The 25,759-nt window shown below is 36.8% G+C and carries 22 protein-coding genes and 1 pseudogene; 13 read left to right on the top strand and 10 right to left on the bottom strand.

Annotated features, from left to right (window positions below):
- Positions 1-48: 48 nt before the first annotated feature.
- Positions 49-693 (bottom strand): phosphoribosylglycinamide formyltransferase, encoded by a 645-nt coding sequence (gene purN / locus H1X92_RS10155; protein WP_180560024.1) that lies wholly within the window; start codon positions 691-693, stop codon positions 49-51.
- A complete protein-coding gene (gene purM, locus H1X92_RS10150; RefSeq protein ID WP_180560023.1) occupies positions 690-1,733 on the bottom strand; it encodes a phosphoribosylformylglycinamidine cyclo-ligase in 1,044 nt (347 codons plus the stop codon). The genes purN and purM overlap by 4 nt, the downstream gene beginning before the upstream one ends.
- Before the next feature lie 232 nt (positions 1,734-1,965).
- On the opposite strand from purM, the gene upp reads away from it, so the two are divergent.
- Complete coding sequence (upp, locus tag H1X92_RS10145) at positions 1,966-2,592, top strand: uracil phosphoribosyltransferase (protein ID WP_180560022.1); 627 nt, start codon at positions 1,966-1,968, stop codon at positions 2,590-2,592.
- A 110-nt stretch (positions 2,593-2,702) separates the two neighbouring features.
- Here the strand turns inward: upp and H1X92_RS10140 are convergent, their stop codons facing one another.
- On the bottom strand, positions 2,703-3,440 hold the full coding sequence (locus H1X92_RS10140; protein ID WP_180560021.1) for a hypothetical protein: 738 nt from the start codon (positions 3,438-3,440) through the stop codon (positions 2,703-2,705).
- Between the two features lie 587 nt (positions 3,441-4,027).
- Here H1X92_RS10140 and uraA point away from each other — a divergent pair.
- Both uraA and hda read left to right on the top strand, forming a co-directional pair.
- Positions 4,028-5,323 (top strand): uracil permease, encoded by a 1,296-nt coding sequence (gene uraA / locus H1X92_RS10135; protein ID WP_180560020.1) that lies wholly within the window; start codon positions 4,028-4,030, stop codon positions 5,321-5,323.
- Between the two features lie 105 nt (positions 5,324-5,428).
- Entirely contained in the window at positions 5,429-6,151 is a 723-nt protein-coding gene (gene hda, locus H1X92_RS10130; protein WP_180560086.1) for a DnaA inactivator Hda, read from the top strand.
- A 40-nt stretch (positions 6,152-6,191) separates the two neighbouring features.
- Here hda and arsC read toward each other — a convergent pair whose 3' ends face one another.
- Together arsC and H1X92_RS10120 are read right to left on the bottom strand one after the other, a co-directional pair.
- Positions 6,192-6,551, bottom strand: a complete 360-nt coding sequence (gene arsC, locus H1X92_RS10125) for an arsenate reductase (glutaredoxin) (protein WP_180560019.1) — start codon at positions 6,549-6,551, stop codon at positions 6,192-6,194.
- Between the two features lie 12 nt (positions 6,552-6,563).
- Positions 6,564-8,030, bottom strand: a complete 1,467-nt coding sequence (locus H1X92_RS10120; protein WP_180560018.1) for a tetratricopeptide repeat protein — start codon at positions 8,028-8,030, stop codon at positions 6,564-6,566.
- Positions 8,031-8,166: 136 nt separating this feature from the next.
- Between H1X92_RS10120 and H1X92_RS10115 the strand changes: the two are divergent.
- Positions 8,167-9,230 (top strand): annotated as a pseudogene (locus H1X92_RS10115) (AI-2E family transporter).
- A 56-nt stretch (positions 9,231-9,286) separates the two neighbouring features.
- Here the strand turns inward: H1X92_RS10115 and bcp are convergent.
- The gene (bcp, locus tag H1X92_RS10110; RefSeq protein WP_180560017.1) at positions 9,287-9,757 is read right to left on the bottom strand and encodes a thioredoxin-dependent thiol peroxidase; all 471 of its coding nucleotides are present in this window, start codon (positions 9,755-9,757) and stop codon (positions 9,287-9,289) included.
- A 613-nt stretch (positions 9,758-10,370) separates the two neighbouring features.
- Between bcp and dapA the strand changes: the two genes are divergently transcribed.
- The 6 genes from dapA to H1X92_RS10080 all read left to right on the top strand — a co-directional run bounded on the left by dapA (position 10,371) and on the right by H1X92_RS10080 (position 17,621).
- Positions 10,371-11,288 carry a 4-hydroxy-tetrahydrodipicolinate synthase gene (gene dapA / locus H1X92_RS10105; RefSeq protein ID WP_180560016.1) on the top strand — a complete coding sequence of 306 codons (918 nt, stop codon included), beginning with the start codon at positions 10,371-10,373 and terminating at the stop codon, positions 11,286-11,288.
- Positions 11,289-11,297: 9 nt separating this feature from the next.
- Positions 11,298-12,347: an outer membrane protein assembly factor BamC gene (gene bamC, locus H1X92_RS10100; protein WP_180560015.1), complete on the top strand. Its 1,050-nt coding sequence runs from the start codon at positions 11,298-11,300 to the stop codon at positions 12,345-12,347.
- 274 nt (positions 12,348-12,621) lie between these two features.
- Positions 12,622-13,335 (top strand): phosphoribosylaminoimidazolesuccinocarboxamide synthase, encoded by a 714-nt coding sequence (gene purC, locus H1X92_RS10095; RefSeq protein ID WP_180560014.1) that lies wholly within the window; start codon positions 12,622-12,624, stop codon positions 13,333-13,335.
- Positions 13,336-14,134: 799 nt separating this feature from the next.
- On the top strand, positions 14,135-15,013 hold the full coding sequence (gene ypfJ / locus H1X92_RS10090; RefSeq protein ID WP_180560013.1) for a KPN_02809 family neutral zinc metallopeptidase: 879 nt from the start codon (positions 14,135-14,137) through the stop codon (positions 15,011-15,013).
- 125 nt (positions 15,014-15,138) lie between these two features.
- Positions 15,139-15,591 carry a DUF441 domain-containing protein gene (locus tag H1X92_RS10085; RefSeq protein ID WP_180560012.1) on the top strand — a complete coding sequence of 151 codons (453 nt, stop codon included), beginning with the start codon at positions 15,139-15,141 and terminating at the stop codon, positions 15,589-15,591.
- Positions 15,591-17,621, top strand: coding sequence for a tRNA(Met) cytidine acetyltransferase TmcA (locus H1X92_RS10080; protein ID WP_225507396.1), 2,031 nt, complete (start codon positions 15,591-15,593; stop codon positions 17,619-17,621). Before H1X92_RS10085 ends, H1X92_RS10080 begins: the two co-directional genes overlap by 1 nt.
- Here H1X92_RS10080 and H1X92_RS10075 read toward each other — a convergent pair.
- On the bottom strand, positions 17,602-17,793 hold the full coding sequence (locus H1X92_RS10075; RefSeq protein WP_180560011.1) for a YpfN family protein: 192 nt from the start codon (positions 17,791-17,793) through the stop codon (positions 17,602-17,604). The two genes, H1X92_RS10080 and H1X92_RS10075, sit on opposite strands and share 20 nt — an antisense overlap.
- A gap of 79 nt (positions 17,794-17,872) precedes the next feature.
- On the opposite strand from H1X92_RS10075, the gene H1X92_RS10070 reads away from it, so the two are divergent.
- Complete coding sequence (locus H1X92_RS10070) at positions 17,873-18,250, top strand: DUF454 family protein (RefSeq protein WP_180560010.1); 378 nt, start codon at positions 17,873-17,875, stop codon at positions 18,248-18,250.
- 45 nt (positions 18,251-18,295) lie between these two features.
- On the opposite strand, the gene dapE is transcribed toward H1X92_RS10070, so the two are convergent.
- The 3 genes from dapE to H1X92_RS10055 all read right to left on the bottom strand — a co-directional run bounded on the left by dapE (position 18,296) and on the right by H1X92_RS10055 (position 20,687).
- The gene (dapE, locus tag H1X92_RS10065; protein ID WP_180560009.1) at positions 18,296-19,432 is read right to left on the bottom strand and encodes a succinyl-diaminopimelate desuccinylase; all 1,137 of its coding nucleotides are present in this window, start codon (positions 19,430-19,432) and stop codon (positions 18,296-18,298) included.
- 2 nt (positions 19,433-19,434) lie between these two features.
- Positions 19,435-19,812, bottom strand: a complete 378-nt coding sequence (locus H1X92_RS10060; RefSeq protein ID WP_180560008.1) for an ArsC family reductase — start codon at positions 19,810-19,812, stop codon at positions 19,435-19,437.
- Positions 19,813-20,066: 254 nt separating this feature from the next.
- Positions 20,067-20,687, bottom strand: a complete 621-nt coding sequence (locus tag H1X92_RS10055; protein ID WP_180560007.1) for a response regulator — start codon at positions 20,685-20,687, stop codon at positions 20,067-20,069.
- Positions 20,688-21,089: 402 nt separating this feature from the next.
- On the opposite strand from H1X92_RS10055, the gene H1X92_RS10050 reads away from it, so the two are divergent.
- Both H1X92_RS10050 and H1X92_RS10045 read left to right on the top strand, forming a co-directional pair.
- The gene (locus tag H1X92_RS10050; protein WP_180560006.1) at positions 21,090-23,369 is read left to right on the top strand and encodes an NADP-dependent malic enzyme; all 2,280 of its coding nucleotides are present in this window, start codon (positions 21,090-21,092) and stop codon (positions 23,367-23,369) included.
- A 311-nt stretch (positions 23,370-23,680) separates the two neighbouring features.
- Positions 23,681-25,741, top strand: a complete 2,061-nt coding sequence (locus tag H1X92_RS10045) for a S9 family peptidase (RefSeq protein ID WP_180560005.1) — start codon at positions 23,681-23,683, stop codon at positions 25,739-25,741.
- Positions 25,742-25,759: the final 18 nt, after the last annotated feature.

The raw sequence follows: 25,759 nt of genomic DNA, 5'->3' as shown, positions 1-25,759 counted from the left end.
AGTATACAGAATTGTGATGCCTATGGCATCACAAAGTAAGCAATAATACTAATCTTCATCATTGGCATAACCGTGTTCAGGTAGTTTACAACCATCCAGGAAAGCTGAATTATTAACCATCGCTAATCGACCTTTAACAAACCAATTAATGACTAACGGATAAATACGATGCTCTTGTGTTTGAACACGCGCAATAATATCTTGTGGTTGATCTTCAGCAAAAATAGGCACTTTGGCTTGTAAAATAATCGGGCCTGCATCCAATTTCTCGGTGACAAAATGAATTGAAGTACCATGCTCTTTATCACCATTAGCCAGCGCTTTACGGTGGGTATCCAATCCTGGGTATTTAGGCAATAGAGAAGGATGAATATTAATTATTTTGCCTAAATAATGGCTGACAAAGCGTGGTGTGAGAATGCGCATATAACCAGCCAATACAATCAGATCTGGCTGATATTGTGCTATCTCGGCCATAAGTGATACATTATATGTATGGTTATCGGCGTAATCTGCTTTTGGCAGCACAACGGTTGGGATCGCGGCTTGCTTAGCCCGTTCTAAACCATAAGCAGTTCGATTATCACTGAAAACCGCACTAATTTGTGCGGCAATAGTTTGTTTTTTGCAAGCATCAATAATGGCTTGTAAATTACTGCCATTGCCAGAAATTAATACCACGAGATTTTTCATTTGCTAATTGTCACCTGCGGTTCATTCGCGTTAATCGCGACAATTTTACCTATTTGCCAAGCATTTTCACCTAGTTGATTAAGCAGTTGTAATGTGTCGGAGACTTCTTTTGCGGGTATTATAATTAACATGCCAACACCACAATTAAAGGTGCGGTACATTTCATGGGTAGTTACATTACCCGTTTGTTGTAACCAACTAAATATGGCTGGCCATTGCCAGCTAGCACCATCAATCTGTGCTTGGGTATTTGCTGGTAAAACACGTGGAATATTTTCCCAAAAACCGCCACCTGTTATATGAGCAATGGCATGTATATTCACTTTTTCAATTAATGCTAGAATATTTTTAACATAAATGCGTGTTGGGGCTAATAAATGATCCGCCAGTGACTTATTTTCTAATTGTATTGTGACTGGATCTATTTGGCTTAGTTGTAAAATTTTTCTAATTAATGAATAGCCATTGGAATGGGGGCCGCTAGAGCCTAAAGCAATAATGACATCGCCAGCTTTAACTTTGCTACCATCAATAATTTTTGTTTTTTCAACCACACCAACACAAAAACCGGCTATGTCATAATCTTCACCATGATACATACCCGGCATCTCTGCTGTTTCACCACCCACCAAGGCACAACCTGATTGTTTACAGCCTGCGGCAATGCTTTTGATCACACTGCTAGCTATGTCCACATCTAGTTTACCGGTTGCATAATAATCGAGAAAAAAGAGGGGTTCCGCACCTTGAACAATCAGATCATTAACGCACATGGCAACTAGATCAATGCCAATGGTATCATGGCGTTTTAAGTCCATTGCTAATCGCAGTTTGGTTCCGACACCATCTGTACCTGAAACTAATATTGGCTCACGATACTTTTGTGGTAAGGCACACAGTGCGCCAAATCCGCCTAATCCCCCCATTACTTCCGGGCGGCGGGTTTCTTTAACAGCCCCTTTAATACGTTCGACCAGTGTATTACCTGCATCGATATTGACACCAGCATCTTTATAGCTGAGAGAAATTTTATCTGTCACAGCAAGCTCCCAAGGCGATTGCATTTAGTAAAATAGATGGAAACAGCGATAATTCTACCAGCCTAAGCAAACGTTTGCGAGACCCTTTATGGGTTTTGATTATATAGTGCAAAAGTGTGTAAAAAGAACTTCAGGCATAGAAAACCATGATCTAGCAGTGGAAGAGGGCAGAAAAAGCGCTATAATCTGCTAATTTTTTATTTGTAGATAGTTTTTACTGAAGGAGAGTAGCGTGAAAATCGTTGAGGTGAAACACCCGTTAGTTAAACATAAATTGGGTTTATTGCGGGATAAAGATATTAGTACTAAACGTTTTCGTGAATTGGCCTCAGAAGTGGGCAGTCTTTTAACTTATGAAGCAACAGCTAACTTAGAAACCGAGACAATTGCAATAGAAGGTTGGTGTGGTCAGGTAAATATCGAGCAAATCAAAGGAAAAAAAATTACCGTTGTGCCAATCTTGCGTGCTGGATTGGGAATGATGGATGGGGTATTGGAAAATATTCCTAGCGCCCGGATAAGTGTTGTAGGTGTTTATCGTGATGAAAAGACGCTGGAGCCTATTTCATATTTTCAAAAGCTGGCTTCAAATATTAATGAACGCATGGCATTGGTTGTTGATCCGATGTTGGCCACCGGTGGTTCAATGATTGCCACGATTGATTTACTTAAACAAGCAGGCTGTCAGGTTATCAAAATATTGGTATTAGTTGCCGTTCCCGAAGGTATTAAAGCTCTAGAAGCTGCCCACCCGGATGTTGAACTTTATACGGCAGCGATTGATGACCATTTGGATGAACATGGTTATATTGTTCCTGGTTTAGGTGATGCGGGCGATAAGATATTTGGTACTAAATAACCTTTATTGTTCAAGTTATTTTTTATTAATGATAGTCATTGAAAAAAATAAGATTGGCTAGCGATACCAATCTTATTAAGCATCAAGATTATTATTTTAAATTTAATCAGTTAATTTTTTGGCGTTTTTTTCGCTCTATTTTTATCCAACCAACGTTTTAGTCCTTCATATTTTTTATTTAATTCAATTTTGGCATTTTCTACCGTCAGTTTATTGGGATCAAAAACAAATTCTTGGGCGACATAATTAAAATTATAGCCGGAAGCGAGATTAGAATACAGACTGTAATAAAATAGTTTAGCTTGATTGTCTGCTTTTATTACTGGTTCAATAAACTGAATAAAATTATGATCCTCTTCATTAAATTTTACAAAATTGGTTAGATTGGTTGCTAACTCTTTGGTTAAATTGGCACGTTCATTATTGTCAATAAATTTATGCGTGGCAATAATATGTTCGGCTAAGTGGTGAGGATTAGTCGTTTGGAAGCTGCCTGAACGGCTATTAAAATTTAAAATATAGTTAAAGGTTCTAATTTGATAGAGATAATCTAAGTAGTTTCTTAAATAAAGCGATGCATTATCTAATGAATTAGTCGGCGCCCATTTTGCTTGGTCACGGATATTGGTTATTATTGTGGTAACGAAATTTGTCGGTGAAGCGGCCAGTTTTTTGGCATTTGTTTCTCTATCACTATTTTCATTCCATAGATGATCATCTTGGATAGCTTTTTCCTTTCCTTGACCAAATATTTCAGCACAACCTAATAAATGACTAATATTTTCATCACTATATTTTGATGTATCAATAGAATTATCGATATTATTAAATTTATTTGTATTTATCATAAAGATTCCTTTAATTAAAATAATCCATTTTATAATTTATTGAGTCTAATTTTTTTAAAAATTTTTTATCCGCTAATTTAAAATATATTGTCATAATTTTATTAAATAAAACGGTAATGGTTATTCTCCTGAAACTAACTAGATAACCTATATTATTATTTAATTTTAATATACTATGTATAATTAATTATGATATAAGAAAATCATTGGCATTTTTTGATTTTGTAATCAAAGTAGTAAAGTATATTAATTAAAACACAGCGAATAGTTATTATTTTCTACTTTAGTATTGTTTTGTTTTAACCAATCAGAAAGTAGAGCAAATTTAACTTGAATAATACTTTTTATATCTTCAGATGATAAGTTAAAATTCAAAAAATTAAGGGTTAATCTTGCTATCTTTATTACAATAAATTTTGTTTTTTCTTGGTGATTAGTCCTAAGAAATGGTTTTTATCTTACCAGAGCTTACTTAATATTTGATACAATTTTCTGTTATGAAATTAAAATATTAAAAGGTGGGCTTTATTGATCAGTTTTGATGAGTAATAATATATCAATTATTAGTTATTGAGAGGATATTGTTAATGACCCGCCGCGTAATTGGCGTAGCAGAAAGGCCGCCGCTAAGAGAAACCATTCCATTAAGTTTTCAGCATCTGTTTGCTATGTTTGGTGCGACAGTATTAGTTCCCATTTTATTTAACATCAACCCTGCAACCGTTTTATTGTTTAATGGCATTGGTACATTGCTCTATTTGATTATTTGTCGGGGGCGTATTCCTGCTTATCTGGGCTCAAGCTTTGCTTTTATTTCGCCAGTTTTATTGTTATTACCCCTTGGTTATGAGTTAGCATTGGGCGGATTTATTGTTTGTGGACTACTTTTTTGCTTGGTATCACTGATTGTAAAAATAGCCGGTAGAAATTGGATCAATATAATCTTTCCTCCTGCAGCGATGGGCGCGATTGTGGCTGTTATTGGTCTGGAATTAGCGCAAACGGCGGCTGGCATGGCAGGACTTTTACCTAAAGCGGATATAGCGGTTGATTCAAGCAATCTGATTATTTCAGTGGTGACGTTGATCGTGACCATTTTATGTTCGGTAGTTTTTCGCGGCTTCTTAGCGATTATTCCTATTTTAATTGGTGTGATTGCCGGTTATCTACTCGCATTTTTAATGGGAAAAGTTGATTTAACTCCGGTTATTAGCGCGCCATGGTTTGCATTACCCACATTTTATTCTCCACGATTTGAGTGGTTTGCTATTTTGACTATTTTGCCTGCTGCGCTAGTTGTTATTGCGGAACATGTGGGTCATTTGGTGGTAACCGCGAATATTGTTGGGCGAGATTTATTAAAAGATCCCGGTTTACACCGTTCAATGTTTGCCAATGGTTTATCAACCACCATTTCAGGATTTTTTGGTTCAACACCGAATACCACCTATGGTGAAAATATTGGGGTGATGGCGATCACTAAAGTATATAGCACCTGGGTAATTGGTGGCGCGGCAATCTTAGCTATTATGCTTTCCTGTGTAGGTAAATTAGCCGCTACAATTCAGCTTATCCCAGTTCCAGTGATGGGGGGCGTTTCCTTATTACTTTATGGTGTTATCGCGGCATCAGGTATCCGAGTATTAATTGATTCTCGAGTAGACTATAATAAGCCACAAAACTTAATATTGACTTCAGTTATTCTTATTATTGGGGTAAGTGGTGCCACAATCCATATTGGTGCCGCTGAGTTGAAGGGGATGGCGCTTGCTACCATTATCGGTATTATTATGTCGTTAGTTTTTCGCCTGATTAATATTATTCGGCCAGAAAAAACTTATATAACCACTAAGCTTGAGTCGGTTGATCCGATTAAAAAATAGCTATTTTTATTGCAATAATAGCTAGATTGCTAGTTTCATTGGATGATATTGTTTAAGTTCATCTAATTACAACTTTTGTGTTAAGCTGTATGTGTTTTCTTATCTATACAGAAAGAGGTGCTTCTGAATACGCCGTCGCAGCTTTCATTACCTTTATCTACGCCTGATGATGAAACCTTTGCCAGTTTTATTACTGGCGAAAATAGTATTTTATTAGCGGCCATTAAATCTGCTATTAATCAATTCCATAGTAGCTATATTTATTTTTGGTCTCAGCAAGAAGGTAGTGGCAAAAGCCATTTATTACATGCTGCATGTACTGAATTGTCACAAAAGGGTGAGGCAGTTGGCTATGTTCCACTGGATAAACGTAGCTATTTTGTTCCTGATGTTTTAGATGGTATGGAGCATTTAGCGCTGGTTTGCATTGATAATGTTCATTGTATTGCCGATGATGAAGAGTGGGAAATAGCACTTTTTAATTTATATAATCGTATCTTGGAAAATGGTAAAAGCTGTTTATTGATCACCGGCGATAGGCCGCCAAGATTGATTGATTTAACTTTACCTGATTTAGCCTCCAGACTTGATTGGGGGCAGATCTATAAACTTCATCCACTTAGTGATGAAGATAAGATCCAGGCACTCCAATTACGCGCTAAATTACGTGGTTTTGACTTATCTGAAGAGGTTAGTCGTTTTGTATTAAAGCGTTTAGATAGAAAAACCCGCACATTATTTACTATGTTAAATGAGTTAGATCATGCTTCGATTGTTGCGCAGCGCAAACTGACCATTCCCTTTGTTAAGGATATTCTTAAGCTCTAATTTAAGAGGTAAACTTGTTTTACCTCTTCAAGATAGCAGGCTATTTAAATAGTTTTTTTACTAATTCTGGTGGTCGACCTAGTTGAGCATGCCCATTGACAACAACGATCGGTCTCTCTATCAATATCGGATTAGCATGCATTGCTTGGAGTAACATCTCGTCTGATAACGCGCGGTCAGATAAATTAAGCGTTTGATATACTGTTTCATTGCTCCTCATCAATTGACGCGGATCAGTGAAACCTAATTGTGAAAGTAAGGTTTTTAAGCTATCTATAGTTGGTGGTGTTTTAAGATATTCAATGATGCGTGGTTTAATCCCCATATCTTCTAATAGTTGTAGAGTTTGCCGGCTTTTTGAGCAACGAGGATTATGGTAAATTGTCACTTGTTGAGACATAGGATCAGTTCCTTAGCGTTTTTGTAATTGTTTATCACGGATTTGTAACTGGCGAAGTGCATCAATGCGTGCATCATATCTGGCTTGATCATAACTACCGGTTTTTGTTAGTCGGCTGGCATCTGTAAGATATTGAATGGCGGTATTATAATTACCTTGCAAAGCCATTCCTTCAGCATAAGCGGCTAACTCTTCACTTCGCTTAGCTTGTTTAGCTGAAACTCCTGCCAGTAAAGTCCAACCATTTAAGTCATTCGGGTTATCGAAGGTATATTTACGCAACAATTGACTGCCTTGTTCATACTGTTTATTGGCAATATAGGCATTAGCTAGATTTATTTGTAACACTGGGTCATTTGGGGTTTTGGTTAGTGCACTTTGTAAACGAGAAATCGCCTTTAGTGGTTGATTTAACCCTATATCAATATCAGTCATTAGATCAATAAACCAGGGATTAGCGGGTTGTTTAGCTAAAAGTAAGTTCACAATATTACCGGCGGCCTGATATTTTTTATCTTCATTAAGTCTTAGTGCATAACCATAATCAGCTGCCATTCTTTCTTTAGTACCACCCTGGCTATATTGTGATAAAATTTGTTCAAGGATAGGTTGTTGCCCATCAGTATACATGGCAAGAATGCGCACTCGAGCCAGCATAAAATCCAGTGACGGAGGGAGATTAACTTTCGGGTATTGATTTGAACGATTTAATGCATCAGCTAAACGACTATCTGGTAATGGATGGGTTAATAGCATCTCAGGTGGTTTTGACATATAACGGCTCTGATCGGCTAAAATTCGCATAAAGTCAGACATAGCGCGTGGATCGAAGCCGGCACGACGTAAAGTTTGTATACCAATTCGATCGGCTTCTTGCTCGTTAGATTGCGTAAAGCTTATTATACCTTGTTGCACTCCTGCTAAGGTTCCCGTCAAAGCCGCAATACCTGCTTGTGGATTAGCCATCACTAGCAGTGCTGAACCAATCGCGCCTATCCAGGCTAATGGTGCATTTCGTTCACGATCTTCTAGCATACGAGCAAGGTGTCTTTGTGTTACATGAGAAATTTCGTGGGCGATCACTGAGGCCAGTTGACTTTCATTTTGGCTATAGCGAAAAAGGGCCGAATGGAGGACGACATTGCCACCAAAATAAGCATAGGCATTAATATTAGGGTTATTTATCAGATAAAAATGGAACGGTGGTTTTACTGAGTGGGCATTTTTTACTAAACGCATGCCGAGGTGATTGATATATTGATTCAATAAGGGATCGTAAATAAGTGGTGAGCTAGCACTTAATTGGCGTGTTAGTGCGTCACCAATAATGATCTCTTGATCAATAGTTAATGTACCGCCTGCTGTGGTACCAATATCAGGCAGATTATCGTCAACAGCGGTATAAACAGGTTGCATTGGAACTGCTAACATTATTGTTATTACAAGAGTAATGAGTGGTTTAGTAAATTTTGTATTCATAAACCGGAAGTATCCCTTACGATTGATTATGTTATTAAATGATATTTTTTATGATAGCAAACCTTACTGGATAATCTGTCAATTGGTATAATTTCGTGGATTAAAAGGCTAATTTACCACATTCAGGAGTGAATATATGCTGGAGATGTTTTTGCAATGGTATCGTCGAAGATTTTCTGATCCTCAGGTCGTTGCATTGTTTATCAGCTTGATTATCGGTTTTTGTATCATATTCTTTTTTCATGATATTTTAGCTCCTTTATTAGTTGCTATTGTGTTGGCTTATTTACTTGAATGGCCAACGCAAAACTAGGTAGGTTAGGCTTATCAAGGCTGGCGGCGGCGTCCATTGTGCTGACAATATTTATGGGTATTAGTGCCATGGTTTTTTTAATTATTGTCCCCATTGTCTGGCAGCAAGGAATGAATTTATTATTTGATTTACCTTCAATGGTTAATAGCTTTAATGAATATGCTAAAGCATTACCTGAACGTTATCCCGCTTTGGTCGATGCGGGTATTATTGATATGATTGCGGATAATTTACGCGGTCGTTTATCGGATTTAGGTGAATCTGTCGTTAAGTACTCTGTTGCCTCACTTATTGGCATTATTACCATCGCAATATATCTGGTTTTAGTGCCGTTAATGGTATTTTTTCTGCTAAAAGACAAGACTAGAATGATACGTGGATTACAACGTATTTTACCTCGTGATCGGTTATTAGTCGGACAAGTTTGGCAGGAAATGAACCAACAGATCACTAACTATATCCGTGGTAAAGTTATTGAAATGGTTATTGTCGGTATCTGTACTTATATCGCCTTTGCTTTTTTGGGTTTGCGCTACTCGCTATTTCTGTCAGTACTTGTTGGTATTTCTGTCTTGATACCTTACATTGGTGCGGTGGTGGTTACTATTCCTGTCGTATTGGTTGCGCTTTTTCAATGGGTTATTGGACCCGATTTTTGGACTTTACTTATCGCGTATTTGATTGTTCAAGGGCTCGATGGCAACTTACTGGTGCCGATTCTATTTTCTGAAGCGGTTAATTTACATCCACTCGTTATTATTTTATCTGTCGTGGTCTTTGGTGGGCTTTGGGGCTTTTGGGGCGTATTTTTTGCCATTCCACTGGCAACGTTAATTAAAGCCGTAATGCATGTTTGGCCGGAAGATAATCTAGTAACTGAAAAATAGTGTTTAATTGTTAATTGCCAGCAAAACATGCAAGGGCAATTAACAATCGATTTTAATCACGGATGAGTATTAAGATAGTCCAGTACAATTTGATGGTGATCCGCGGTTTTGAATTTGTCAAACACATGCTCAATCTCACCTTTGCTATTAATCAAAAAACTAACACGATGAATACCATCAAACGTTTTTCCCATAAACTGCTTTGCTCCCCATACTCCGAATTTTTCCGCAACCTCGTGCTTGTGATCCGATAGTAATGTAAATTCTAGCATCTCTTTTTCAGCGAAACGTAATAACTTTTCTGGTTTATCAGTGCTGATGCCAAAGACTGCGACACCCATTTGTTTAAATTTATCCCATTCGTCACGTAATCCACAAGCTTGTATTGTACAACCGGGAGTCATTGCTTTGGGATAGAAATAAATCAAAACTCGTTGACCAAGATAATCAGATAAATTGATTATTTCGCCATCTTGGTCAGGAAGGCTAAATTGAGGGGCCTTATCACCGGCTTTCAATGGGCTCATTAGATTCTCTCCATTTAATTCTATGTGTTATTGCGATTTACTGATAATGCTAATTGTACCTTGGGTATTTAATTTTGTGCACAATTGTTTAAATCTATTTTTGCTAATTCATTCATTATCATCAATAAGGGGCATTTATATCAATTTCAAGTTATTCATCCTATTTGTTTGTGGCTTGATCTTATTTAATCCTAATTGGGCTAGCTCGAAGCTCTGTGTGATAAATAAGCAAGTAAATTGTTTAACTATCTCGGGAACAATATAAACAATAACCTTGAATATCGTATGGTAACCATAAAAAAAAGCTCCTGCCAAGATAAAAAACAAATATATCAATATAATACGCTGACAGAGTAATGAGTAATTAAATGATATTTAATGGAGTGAAATAGTGTCTTTTTAGCTAGTTTTTTAATTTTAAAAGATTCATTTGCTGATAAAATAATAAATTAGGCAAGAAAAATAAACAGGAAAGTAGGCTGATAATCATTATTTATTTTTCTTAATACAGCGTGGTTATTAATAAATTTCATTAAATTTTGTGTATGAGAAGGTTTTTTTCTTTAGACTGAAAAAGTACCATAATTTTAATGTCACATTTAGGAAAAAGGTTATGGTTAATAATTCTATTGAATATCGGAATTTTTTGCGTGGAAGTCTAGCTGCTATTGTTACCCCAATGGATATAAAAGGACGAATAGATAAGCCTAGTCTGAAAAAACTGGTTGATTATCATGTGAATAATGGCACAAGCGCGATTGTATCTGTTGGTACAACAGGAGAATCAGCAACCCTTGAGCATAGCGAGCACTTGGATGTGGTATTGACCACATTAGAGTATTCTGATGGCAGAATTCCAATTATTGCCGGCAGTGGCGCAAATGCCACCAAACAAGCAATTGCAGTAACTAAATCTTTGGAAAAAACCGGTGTAGTTGCTTGTTTGGCGGTAACTCCTTACTATAATAAACCTTCACAAGAAGGACTTTATCAGCATTTTAAAACCATAGCCGAACAGACAGATTTGCCGCAAATCTTATACAATGTTCCTGCGCGTACCGGATGTGATTTATTGCCTGAGACAGTTGCTAGATTAGCAAAGTTAGGTAATATTGTTGCTGTTAAAGAAGCCAGTGGTGATTTAAGTCGGGTAAATCGCATTCGCAGATTAACCAATGATGATAATTTTATTTTGCTTAGTGGTGATGATGCAACTGCGTTAGACTTTATACAATTAGGTGGGCAAGGGGTAATTTCTGTAACAGCTAATATTGCTGCCAAATTAATGGCTGAAATATGCAAGCTTGCATTAGCAGGAAAGTATGCCGAAGCGCATAAGTTAAATTATCGACTAAGTGACTTGCATCATCAATTATTTATCGAGCCTAATCCCATTCCCATTAAATGGGCTTGTTATCAGTTAGGACTTATTAATTCTGATACAATGCGCTTACCGATGACACCATTAACACTGACCGGTCAGATAGCGGTACAAAAGGCGCTAAAGATTTCTGATTTACAAAAAATTTAGGGAAATTTAATGGCAACATTATTACATGAATCAAAGGTTGTTAAGCTTGTAGCACTGTCACTTGCGGTATTTTTGGTCGCTTGCACGACTAATCAACGTTATAAGCGTCAAGTTAGTGGTGACGAGTCATATTTAAATACACCAGCCTTAAAAAATTTGACTATTCCGCAAGGTATGTCGTTACCATTACAAAACGGTGAATATGATATTCCGCCAGCTAATCAAAATGGTGCTGTAGGTAAAGCATTAGATATACGCCCTCCCATTCAAACCCTTTCGCTACTTAGCGACACTCATACCGAAAATAGTTTAACTGCGAGTCGCTTATTTTTAAGTAATACAGTTGAAAACAGCGCTCTTTGGTCGCAAATTAACGCTATTTTGCAACAAAAAACGATCAAAATTAGGCAAAAAAACGATTCTGACCATTTCTTGATTACCGATTGGATTACTTGGCCGCGAGGAGATGAAGATATTCCTTTACAAACTCGGCAGAAAATTCAATTGGATGCACAAAATACTCAAATAGTTGTTACTGTGACTAATGAAGGTATAAAGCAGGGTGAAGAGCTGATAACCGATGCGGCAGAAATACAACGCTATAATATTTTAATGTTAAATGAGCTGATTGATTCAATAAATAAATTGCGTAATACCGCAACCAGTTCTGATATCCAGGGGCGTTATGCCATTATTGATGTGCAAACGGGTAGTGATAGCAGTGGGTTGCCGCAAATCATTGTGCGTGCGCCGTATGATGTTGTTTGGGATAGATTACCCTCGGTGCTTGAAAGCATTGGCATGCAAGTTGGTGATCGTAGTCGTTCGACGGGAGCAATTAACCTCACTTATAATGGTATGAGTGATAGTGATTGGCAAGCGATTGGCGTCGATAATCCAACCATGGCAAAAGGTGATTATAAATTGCAAGTTGGCGATATGAATAATCGTAGTAGTTTGCAATTTATGGCGGTAAAAGGGACAACCTTAACACAAAAACAAAATGATGAAATGGTCTCTGCATTAAAAACGGCGTTTAGTAAAGTGAGCAGCAATTAGTTAATAAAACGGAGTTAATTTCCTGACCTAAAACATTGCCTAAATAAATGATGGATGATTTATAGTGATTTATTTACTATAGATCATCTGTTTTTTTTATTTTACTCGCTGAGTTTATGGGCTAACAAATGTTTCCTTTAAAGTTATTTAATTAACATAAATAACTGCTAATATGTTATTCTCATCTATCAAACAAAGTAAACGTTTGCGTCTTGCTTTAATGTCCTATTTAAGTGTTTTTTTATTAAAATGATCAAATTTCGGAGTCAATAAAATGCAGAAAAAAGCTGAGTTGTATCGCGGAAAAGCGAAAACCGTATATCTTACGGATGATCCTAATTTATTAGTATTAGAATTTCGCAATGATACATCGGCACTAGATGGTGAGCGTATAGAGCAGTTTGAACGTAAGGGAATGATAAATAATAGATTTAATTATTTCATTATGCAAAAACTGGCGCAAGCCGGCATTCCAACTCAAATGGAACGCATACTGTCAGATACTGAATCATTAGTAAAAAAATTGACTATGATCCCAGTTGAGTGCGTTATTCGTAATCGAGCAGCCGGTTCTCTCGTTAAACGGCTAGGTATCGAAGAGGGTAAATTGCTTGAACCACCTATTTTTGATCTTTTTTTGAAAAATGATGCTCAGCATGACCCAATGATTAATGAGTCTTATTGTGAAACTTTCGGTTGGGTTAGCGGGACACATCTTGGCGAGATGAAACGACTAAGTTATAAAGCGAATGAAGTATTAAATGCACTTTTTGATAAAGCAGACTTGATCCTCGTTGATTTTAAACTTGAATTTGGTCTGTTTAATGGTCAAGTTGTTTTAGGTGATGAATTTTCACCAGATGGTAGTCGTTTATGGGATAAAAAAACTAAGAATAAATTAGATAAAGATCGTTTTCGTCAGAGTCTAGGTGGATTAATTGAAGCTTATGAAGAGGTTGCTAAGCGCATAGGTGTTTGCTTAGATTGAAGAAGTTATTTACAAAAAAGTCTCAAATAAAGATTGTTTAATAACCAGCATTATTCATTGATTGTTCATATTAGCTACTACTTCTAATAATTGATTAGAACAGCTTAAGTATTTATTGGCTGCTCGCAGTGTTCTATAAAATAAACGAGATGGATAGACTATGAGGTAAATTGCTATCGTAAAATTTTAATCTTATTTTATAAATAGGTAATTTATTGTTTTTTTGTGGCTGCGTTTTAATCGAATTGGTGATTGTTTTTACTGGTCTTTTATCATGTTAAATTCATATTTTTATTATTTAATAAACAAAATAGTTAAATATAACTAAATAAAACGATTAAAAATAAAAAAAATTAAATTATATGAATAGCTTAAATTGGACAAAGTTGGGTATATAGTTATTTACCAATGATATGGATAAATTTCAATATTAATTTTTTAACTAAAATTATCACACTTAGATAAAGGTATAGTTAATAATGAATACAATCCTTATGAGAAAAAACAATTCAGCATATTTGCTTATGATAGCAATTAGTCACAATATGATGGCGGCTACAAGGTTGATTATGCAAATCCTCAATCCAGTTGTGCATCGATATTTTACCGCTTTGCACTGAGCTGGCATTATTTTTTTGCTTAATTTTTTATTATATAGTCATTTTCTATTTAATTCGTAGCATGGGGATGAATTTATTGAATTATATCCTCCATTGTGCGTTAATAATTACACAATAATGAAGATGATTCGCTATAATCCCATTAAGGGCTAATTATTGATGTCATAGTGGGAGATGATATGCGCTGGCGGGATCATCGTAGAAGCGATAATATTGAAGACCGACGAAATCAATCTGGTAGAATGGGATCACCTTTTGGTGGCGGCGGTATGAGGTTGCCATTACGTGGAAAAAGTGGTTTATTCATTTTGGTAGTTGTTCTCGTTGCCGGCTATTATGGTATCGATCTAACCAGTTTTATCACTGGCGGATCCAACATTAATTCCTCTCAACAAGCCAATTACCAACCAATCAGTGCTAAAGATCAGCAATTAGCTGATTTTACCTCAGTGATATTGGCTTCAACGGAAGATGTCTGGCAAAAAGAGTTTAGTCGGTTGGGGCGTAGTTATACTGAGCCTAAATTAGTACTTTATCGAGGTTATACAACCACTGCCTGTGGCACTGGTCAGGCAATTATGGGACCATTCTATTGTCCTGCTGATCAGAAAGTTTACATTGACCTGTCATTTTATGAAGAGATGAAAAATAAGCTCGGGGCAGTAGGTGATTTTGCGCAAGGCTATGTTGTGGCCCATGAAGTGGGTCATCATGTGCAACATTTATTAGGTATTGATCAGAAAGTTAGAGAAGCGCAACAGAGTATGAGTCGTAGCGAAGCGAATAAGCTTTCGGTTAAGCTTGAACTTCAGGCTGATTGTTTTGCCGGTGTTTGGGGTAATAAAATGGATGAGCAAGGTCTCCTTGAAGAAGGGGATTTACAACAAGCTTTAGCTGCCGCTCAGGCAATCGGTGATGATCGCTTACAGCAACAAAGCCAGGGACGCATCGTGCCAGATAGTTTTACTCATGGTACCTCAGAGCAGCGTTATACTTGGTTTAAAAAAGGCTATGATACCGGCGATTTTAAAAGTTGTAATACTTTTGGCGCGCTTTAATGCGATAAAAGTCGTTATATTTTAGCATAATTTTAGCCACGAGTAGGGTTTTATTATTTATTTTGCTCGGTCATGATTTATTGATAGGATAAGTTAATTATATATTTTTATTGGTAAATAATTTTATGGGTAATTTTGATCCAACATTACTTATTTTATTAGTATTGGCTGGTTTGGGAATAATTAGTCATAACATGACGGTTACCTTGGCGATGTTATTTTTGCTGGTTGTTCGAATTACGCCGCTTAATAATTTTTTCCCTTGGGTTGAAAAATATGGCTTAACCATAGGTATTTTGATTTTAACTATTGGTGTAATGGCTCCTATTGCGAGTGGCAAAATCTCACCACATGATGTTGTTAACTCTTTTTTTAACTGGAAATCGTTGTTGGCAATTGTGATTGGCATTTTAGTCTCATGGTTGGGCAGTAGAGGCGTCTCTTTGATGACTAATCAACCGTCAACTGTTGCCGGATTATTAGTTGGCACGGTGATAGGTGTTGCTGTTTTCCGTGGTGTTCCAGTTGGTCCATTAATCGCAGCCGGTCTTCTCTCTTTATTGATTGGCAAGTTTTAGTGACTATTGCTAGCCTGATTAATTTACAACTTCAGTTGTGCATTCAGGGCCAACGGCGCTTACTAGTGCTAAGTGGTCAGAGCAACTGGATCCTTACACAGCTAGTTGCGCTTAAGCAAGGGATGGTTGGTGATTGGCAAACCATTTCATCGCATTGGCCTGACGCTATAGCACCACAAAAAGCGGCGTCACTGTTAGGACAAGAGTTCTTACATGGGGTTTTTGATGCAACAAAGGGATTTCATACTGAAGCATTGCTGATGTTGGCCGGGACGCTAAAAGCGGGTAGCTATCTTATCATTTGCCTACCTGAATGGACAACCTGGTCTCAGCAGCTGGATCAAGATAGTCAACGCTGGAATGAAGTCGCCTCGATAATAGCGGTGCCAAATTTTGTTTCCTGGTTAAAGTATCATCTACAACATGATGCTAACGTTTTGCTATGGTGTGAAGGGAAACCTTTTACCGCTCTTGCGCTACCCCAAATATCCGCTTGGCATCAGCCCAATGGGCAACCAACGATTGAACAAGAAAAAATTTTGCAGCATCTACTGACCGGTGAGGACGGAATTTGGGCATTAGTTGCACCACGTGGTAGAGGAAAATCTGCCTTGGCTGGTATGTTGATTGAAAGGTGGCAGGGGGAGTGCTGGGTTTGTGTACCGGCAAAAACAGCGTCAACGGTATTAACTCACTATAGCAACAAAAAAATTCGCTATTGGTCGGTTGACAATTTATTGGCTACTTGTCAATTACAAAAACCACTTGAAATTGATTGGTTAATTATTGACGAAGCGGCGATGATCCCGATTGCCCAACTAAATCAATTAACACACTATTTTCCACGCTTACTCTTTACGACGACGGTTAATGGCTATGAAGGTACAGGGCGAGGATTTTTGCTAAAACTTTGTACTCAATTTACGCAATGTCACATTATCACGCTAACGACTCCGATCCGATGGGCATCAAATGATCCTTTGGAAAATTGGTTAAATAACAGCTTATTACTAAAAGAATATTTACCCAAACCAGCAACGATAACTAAATTAAATAACCATCACATTGCGTTGTTACCCATATCGCAATCTTTATTGATTGAAAAGCCACAATTATTATCAGCCATATATGGTTTGCTGACTAACGCGCATTATCGTACCTCCCCCCTTGATTTAAGACGATTATTGGATGCGCAAGGAATGACTTTATTGGTTGCGCAACAAAAAAAACATCTGCTAGCTGTATTATGGTTAGTAAATGAAGGGGGATTATCTGCATCGCTTGCTCATGAAGTATGGGCTGGACGACGTCGACCTAGAGGTAATTTAGTTGCTCAATCTTTAGCAGCACACAGTTATTTTCCGCAAGCGGCACAAATGAATTCTCAGCGAATAAGCCGTATAGCCGTTACTGCAGCTTTCCGTCGCCAGGGTGTAGCAACAAAATTACTTACTTTTTGTCAACAGCAGGCAATTAAAGAAGGAAAGGATTTTCTTTCTGTTAGCTTTGGCTATTGTGAACAGTTGCAGGGATTATGGCAGCAAAATGGTTTTCATTTGGTCAGGATCGGTAGCCGTAAGGAAGCAACAAGTGGATTTTATACCGCTATGGCGATATTGCCCTTATCACCCAAGGCTAAACTATGGGTGTCACGAGCACACTATTTGTTAAAACGCGACGCCTTTTATATCAACCAGTTAACTGGTTTAACTCTAACAGCTATTAAGGATGATCAATTAAATGATGAAGATTGGCAGGTTTTGGCTGGCTTTGCTCATGGTAATAGAAGTTTTTCAGTTAGCTATCCCTCAATTCGACGGTTATTAATGCAATCAAGACTGGCTTTAACAGCAACGAGAATTCATTGTGAACATAATCTACCTATTGAGGTATGCTGTCAGCAGTTAAAATTAACTGGACAAAAAATGTGGTTAAAACAGGTACGCAACGATATTGCTGATGCATTATCAGAATTAGACTGGCAGCGAGCAGAAAAACTTAAATTATGGGTTAATGTTTTTTTTGATTAGGCCAGTCATCTTCATCATCCCATTTGTCATTAAAATCACGATGAGGAGGAAGTTTGGGTTTATTATCTAAAAAACGTTTAGGATCAATTTTTTGCATCTGTTTGACAGCACTCCAGATAATGCCAATCAGAAGCAGAATGATAATCCACCAGTAATCAGCTAACCAATGCATGGACGTTTTCCTATTAGCAATGTAGTAAATAAAAGTATACTCTGTTTTCCATCATCGTATAACTATTATTGATTTCAGTATGCATTTACAACGAGTTTTACTCATTATTATGGGCTGGATTAGTATTGTCTTAGCGACATTTGGACTACTTTTACCCTTATTACCCACTACCCCTTTTTTGCTATTAGCGGCCTGGTGCTTTTCTCGCTCATCGCCACGTTTTCATCACTGGTTACTTTATAACTCATGGTTTGGTAAATATATTCGCCATTGGCAACAGCATAGAGCATTACCTAAAGGCGTTAAAATTAAGCTAATTATTATAATTTTATTTACTTTTGTTTTCTCACTTTGGTTAGTTACAAGTTGGTGGATCAGAGGGGGACTATTAATTATCTTAGCGCTATTGCTCGGTTATATATCCAGGTTGCCAGTAATCGATGGGTCTAAGAATTAGCCCAATTTATTATCTTGTTAAGAATAAAGCTAGTTAACTAAAATTTTAGGCCGGCAATAATATTTTTTGCATAATTTGCTGATAAATAAAGCTTAATTGCTGTAGATCAACAACACTTACACATTCATCAACTTTATGAATAGTTTCATTTAAAGGCCCTAACTCAACAATTTGGGCGCCCATTTTAGCAACAAAACGGCCATCAGATGTGCCGCCATCGGTTGATAGCTGAGGTTGATAGCCGCAATATTGCTCTATAACCTGGCTAACAATATTAATTAATTTACCTTTTTTGGTTAAAAAAGGATGGCCGGATAATGACCACTCAATTTCATAACTAAGTTGATATTTTTTTAGCATTGCTTCTACTTGTTGGCGAATTTGTTGCTCGGTGAGCTCAGTGCTAAAGCGAAAATTGAATTGTATAATTAACTTACCAGGAATAATATTGTTACTGCCAGTGCCAGCATGGATATTGGAAATTTGCATGCTGGTGGGAGGGAAAAATGCATTACCGATATCCCATTTTTTATTAACCAGCTCATTTAAAAACGCTAATGAACTATTTATCGGATTATTGGCTAAATGTGGATAAGCGATATGCCCTTGTGTTCCTTGGATAGTGAGTTTTGCGCTTAATGAACCTCGACGACCATTTTTGATTATATCACCTAGCTTTTCCTGACTAGACGGTTCACCTACAATGCAATAATCAATTTGTTCGTTGCGTGCCATTAATTTATCAACCACTTTTACCGTTCCATTAGTCGCTTTAGCTTCTTCGTCAGAGGTAATTAAGAAGGCTAATCGGCCAGCATGGTTGGGATAATCATTAATAAATCTTTCGGCAGCAACAATCATTGCTGCAAGCGAACCTTTCATATCAGCTGCTCCTCGGCCATAGAGCAGCCCGTTATTTAATATTGGTGTAAAAGGAGGATAACGCCAATCTTGAGTTGCACCTGCCGGAACAACATCGGTATGCCCAGCAAAAGCCAGCGTTTCCCCTTGTTCCCCATGATAGGCCCATAGATTGGCGGTATCGTCAAAGGGCATGACTTCAACTGAAAAACCAAGTTTTTTCAGTCGATTAATTAAGATGGTTTGGCAGCCATGATCATTGGGGCTAATAGAAGGTTGTTGAATAAGTTGTTGCGCTAGCTTAAGAACAGGACAAATCATAGTTAGCCTCTGTGATGCATAAATCGTTGGTACTCGTCTATTGAAAAACCGAGTAGATAATGGTTATCAGTAGTTGTTAATAATGGGCGTTTAATAATTGCTGGATATTTTAACATTAACTCTTTAGCACTAGCGACATCAATAATATTCGCTTTTTGCTCATCGGACAATTTTTTCCAGGTCATACCACGTTTATTGATCAAGGCTTCCCATCCCAAATGTTGAATAAAAATTTCGAGTAATTCAATTGAGATCCCATCTGTGCGATAATCATGAAATTGATAGATTATATGATGATTATCAAGCCACTGACGTGCCTTTTTAATAGTATCACAATTTTTTATACCATAAAGTATGTAACTTATTGATGTTGACATCATAATTTCCTTTTTGGATATGTAGCACTAAGATCTCTATAATGCTGCAAAATGCGATAATAATCTATATAAGGCTACCATTAAGTAGAATACTTATTAAATGTATTAGAAATCGATTATAAAAATATTTAATAAAATATATTTTACATCACATAAAATGATGTATTAATTAAGCAATGCATATAACTATGTATCATGGGATGATTTTTTAATAAATCATTTCTTCTTCCTTTAGTGATATTTTGTCTATGCTAATTTTATTTAGCGCGCATATAAACTAAACTGGCTTCTAAGCGAGAACGCACATTAAGTTTTTTCAATAAATTACGAATATGTACTTTGACTGTTTCTTCAGAAATAAAAAGAGATTTAGATATTTCTCTATTTTTTAATCCATTAGCAATTTCGCGTAATACTTCAAATTCACGTTTTGTTAATGAAGAAAGTGGATCTTGATATTGATGACGATTATTTAAATATTGATGAATTTGATTGCTAAAAATCGGTAAACCATTTGCTGCACTTTTTAAGCTATTAACTAACATATCTAATTCGCAATTTTTTAATAAATAACCATTAGCACCAGCATCGATAGCATTATAAACATCAATTCGATTAGCAGAAAGAGAGAGAATTAATATATAAGATTTAATCCCCTCTTTTCTAATTTGACGAATAACTTCAGGACCATACATATTAGATATATTAATATCTATCATAATAATATCTGGTTTTAATTGATTTGCTACATTAATAACATCAATACCATTACTTACTTCGGCAACAACAGTAAATTCAGGTGCGGCTTTAATGAGCTGTTTTAAACTATGACGTATAAGGGGATGTTCATCAACCAACATTATTGAATGATTAGACATAGTATATTCCTTTTTAAATGCCTGTAGAAATAAATGGTGTTTTTACAACTGATTTTAATTATTAGTCTTTAAAGTTTTTTGAAAAAAAAAACAGTGCAAGAATATAAGAAAAACAATATTAATGAAATAACCAAAAGGTAATTATCTTAAATAAAAAACACATAGAATTTAATAATTTTAAATTCAATAATCTTAAATTTTATAATTATAAAAAAATTAATAATATAAATGTAACTAGTTTTATATTTTAATTTTAATATTATTTAGTTATGTTAATTTTACTGATATGATGTTTGCGGTTTACTTGTTTCTATCGAAATTGTTGTATATGTCATGATTTCATTGATAGAGATTATTATAATGGGGATGTTTTTTGCTAATAAAATTCTTTAAGGACACACAATGGATGAAAAATTAAAACAAAGTGCGCTTGATTTTCATGAGTTTCCCCAACCAGGAAAAATTGAAGTTACCCCAACTAAACCATTAACGGCACAACGCGATCTGGCTCTCGCTTATTCTCCCGGTGTTGCTTATCCTTGTCTTGAAATCGCAGCAGATCCTTTGGCCGCTTACAAATATACGGCTAAGGGTAATTTGGTGGCGGTAGTTTCTAATGGTACGGCAGTATTAGGTCTTGGAAATATAGGTGCTTTGGCCGGTAAACCCGTTATGGAAGGCAAAGGGGTTTTATTTAAAAAATTTTCCGGCATTGATGTCTTTGATATCGAAATAGACGAATCTAATCCAGATAAACTGATCGATGTTATTGCTGCATTGGAGCCAACCTTTGGCGGAATCAATTTAGAAGATATAAAAGCGCCAGAATGTTTCTATATTGAGAAAAAACTGCGTGAAAAAATGCAAATTCCCGTTTTCCATGATGATCAGCATGGTACGGCCATTATTTCAACCGCCGCGATATTGAATGGTCTGCGTATTGTTAATAAAAAAATTGAGCAGGTACGTTTAGTTGTTTCCGGTGCAGGTGCTGCTTCTATCGCCTGTATGAATTTATTAGTGGCATTAGGTCTTAATTGTAGCAATATTATTGTCTGTGATTCAAAAGGGGTTATTTATCGAGGCCGCGATGAAGTAATGGATGAAACCAAAGCCGCTTATGCAATCGAAGATAATGGTTTACGTACTTTAGCTGATGTTATTCCAGGTGCGGATATTTTCTTAGGCTGTTCAGCACCCGGTGTATTGACGGCAGAAATGGTAAAATCGATGGCTAATGCCCCGCTTATCTTAGCATTAGCCAATCCAGAACCAGAAATTCTCCCCTCATTAGTAAAAGCTGCCCGGCCTGATGCGATTGTCTGCACTGGGCGTTCAGATTATCCTAATCAGGTAAATAATGTACTCTGTTTTCCTTTTATCTTTCGTGGCGCGTTGGATGTTGGTGCCACCACAATCAATGAAGAGATGAAACTAGCTTGCGTTCAGGCTATTGCTGATTTGGCATTAGCTGAACAGAATGACGTTGTTGTCTCTGCTTATGGTGATCAGGAATTAAAATTTGGTGCTGATTATATTATTCCGAAACCTTTTGATCCGCGCTTAATCGTTAAAATTGCGCCGGCAGTTGCTAAAGCAGCGATGGAGTCAGGAGTAGCAACCCGACCTATTGAAGATTTTAATTCTTATATAGAAAAGCTTAATGAGTTCGTCTATAGCACCCACCTATTTATGAAGCCAATTTTTTCTCTGGCTCGCAAAGAGAAAAAACGGATTGTATTAGCGGAAGGTGAAGAAGAACTCATATTGCATGCAACACAAGAATTAATATCTTTAGGTTTAGCTTATCCGATTTTAATTGGTCGACCCAGTGTTATTGAAAAGCGGATTGAGAAACTTGGGTTACAAATTAAAATTGGTGATGATTTTGAGTTAATTAATAATGAAAACGATCCGCGTTTCAAAATCTATTGGCAACAATATTATCAATTAATGAAGCGCCATGGTGTTTCGCAGGAAATGGCACGTAGGGAAGTCATTAATAACCCAACCTTAATCGGTGCGTTAATGATCCACCAAGGTGAAGCTGATGGCATGATTTGTGGTACTGTGGGTAGTTATCATCAACATTTTAATATTATAAAAAATGTGCTTGGCTTCCGGCAGAATAGTTCGGTTGCTGGCGCCATGAATGCACTTATGTTGCCAACAGGAAATACTTTTATTGCTGATACCTATGTGAATGATAATCCCACACCAGAGGAGCTGGCAGAACTTACACTGATGGCAGCACAGGCAGTAAGGCATTTTGGTATTGAGCCTAAAGTGGCACTATTATCTCGCTCATGTTTTGGTTCTTCAGACTGCCCATCGGCGCAAAAAATGCGTAAAACATTGGCCCTAGTTAAACATGCCGCTCCTGAGTTGGAAATTGATGGTGAAATGCATGGCGATGCAGCGTTAGTTGAAAGTATTCGGCGAGATATTATGCCAGATAGTACATTAAAAGGATCGGCTAATTTGTTGATTATGCCTAATATGGAGGCTGCGCGTATTAGCTATAACTTACTTCGTGTTACTAGTTCTAATGGAGTCACTGTGGGGCCGGTATTAATGGGAGTAGCAAAACCAGTACATATATTAACACCGGTTGTGTCGGTAAGACGTATCGTTAACATGGTTGCGCTTGCAGCAGCGGAAGCACAAACTCAGCCATTATAGTATAAGACTCATCACCAATTTAAACCTCTGTAATAGCAATTACAGAGGTTTATTGTGTTATGGCAATAAAATAGAGCTTGTAAATTGGGTTAATTAATTATTTATAAACTTATTTAAAAAAAGGGGTAATTAATTGCGATGGCTGTCTTTTATTGATTAAATTTTTGTTATTAAATAACTAAACAGTTGCTAATAGGGTGTTCTTGATAATGATGCAATTAAGCCACTGCTTTCCTTATCGATATTTAAACATGGTACTATTAACCTGGTTGTTAAATATAATCGTGTTTACCAGCTATGCAGGAGAAAAAATGATAATTCCAATGGCAGAAAAGCAACCACATAAAATGGTATTACATGGTGATACCCGCATTGATAATTATTATTGGTTAAGAGATGATACAAGAAAAAATAAAAAAATTATCAAATACTTGACTGAAGAAAATCAATATACCAATACGGTATTAAAATCGGGCACTGCATTAAGGGAACAACTGTTTAGTGAGATGGTCGCTCGTATGGAGCAACAAGATCAATCGGTGCCTTATATTTATAATGGTTATATTTATCGTACCCTTTATCAAGAAGGTAAAAATTATCCTATTTATCAGCGTAAACCTGTTAACCAAAATAGTGATTGGCAGATGTTAGTTGATGGTAATGAACGTGCGAAGGGACATCAATTTTATACATTGGCTGGTATTGCTGTTTCTGAAGATAATAATCGTTTGGCAATTGTTGAAGATTTCCAAGGGCGTCGTCAGTTTGAGGTTTCATTTAGACAATTAGATAGTAAAAAATGGCAAAATGGGGTAATTAAAAATACCTCGGGTAATATTGTATGGTCTAATGATAATCAAACACTCTATTATATTAAAAACCATCCACAAACATTGTTACCTTATCAAGTCTATTACCATCAATATGGAAAAGAGCGGGTTGAAGATAAAAAAATTTATCAGGAGAGTGATGACCGATTTTACTTGAGCATAGCAAAAAGTAGCTCAAAAGCGTATATCCTGTTATCGATTAGTAGTACAGAAACAACAGAATATCGATTGATCGATGCCAATAACCCCACTGAAGCGCTTACGGTATTTTCACCTCGCCAAACTGGTCGTGAGTACGACTTAGATCATTTTCGTGATAATTTCTATATTCGCTCTAACCACCAATCGGAGCAATTTGGCTTATATACCACTCAATCAATTGAACAGCCGTGGCAAACGGTTATTACACCAAATAAAGAGACTGATCTAGAAAATTTTGCGCTTTTTAACCGTTGGCTGGTGGTTGAAGAGCGTCGTAATGGATTGGTAAATCTTCGTCAAATAGACTGGCAGACAAAACAGCAAATAATGGTTCCATTTGATGAACCGGTATATAGCGCGTGGATTGATTATAATCCAGAACCTGATTGCGAAACTTTACGTTACGGTTATTCATCACTGACTACACCAATATCCGTTATGCAGATAAATATGCAAACTGGACAACGTGATTTGCTAAAACAACAACAAGTCAATGGATTTAATAAGTCACTGTATACCAGTGAGCGTATTTGGGTTCGAGTAAAAGATGGTACCGAAGTACCGATTTCGTTGGTATATCGCAAAGATCTATGGCAAAAAAGCAAAAATCCTATTTTGATCTATGGTTATGGTGCTTATGGTATTAATGTGGATCCGGTTTTTAGTTCAGCACGTTTGAGTTTATTAGATAGAGGTTTTGTATATGCATTAGTCCATGTTCGTGGTGGCGGTGATTTAGGTAAAACCTGGTATCGGCAAGGTAAGCTTGAAAATAAGGCTAACAGTTTCAGTGATTTTATTGATGCAACTAAGATATTGATTGCCAAGGGTTATGCTGATGTAAAACGGGTATATGCGATGGGAGGCAGTGCTGGTGGTTTATTGATGGCAACGGTGATTAACCAGGCACCGGAACTCTATCGAGGGGTGGTTGCTCAAGTTCCTTTTGTCGATGTTGTGACAACGATGCTTGATCCCTCAATTCCATTAACAACCGGAGAATATGATGAATGGGGTGATCCTGCTGAACAAGAAGCTTATTTCCGCCTAAAATCATACAGCCCCTATGACAATATTAAACAGCAACGTTATCCAAATTTACTGGTTACCACGGGCCTGTATGATTCCCAAGTTCAATACTGGGAGCCGGCTAAATGGGTGGCTAAATTAAGGGAGTATAAAGTAGGTAATACTGTCTTATTGTTGGAAACAAATATGAAAGCCGGCCATGGTGGTCAATCGGGTCGTTTTAACCGCTTAAAGGATACGGCACTGGAATATGCTTTTATTTTGATGCTAGATGATAATAAAAAATATTTTCCTGATTTTGATATTCAATAAATTTTTGCTGGCCTTATA

Source organism: Arsenophonus endosymbiont of Apis mellifera, from assembly GCF_903968575.1.
GTDB lineage: Bacteria > Pseudomonadota > Gammaproteobacteria > Enterobacterales > Enterobacteriaceae > Arsenophonus > Arsenophonus apicola.
Note: the sequence above shows the minus strand (reverse complement) of the source record. Positions and strands in the feature narration are given on the sequence as shown.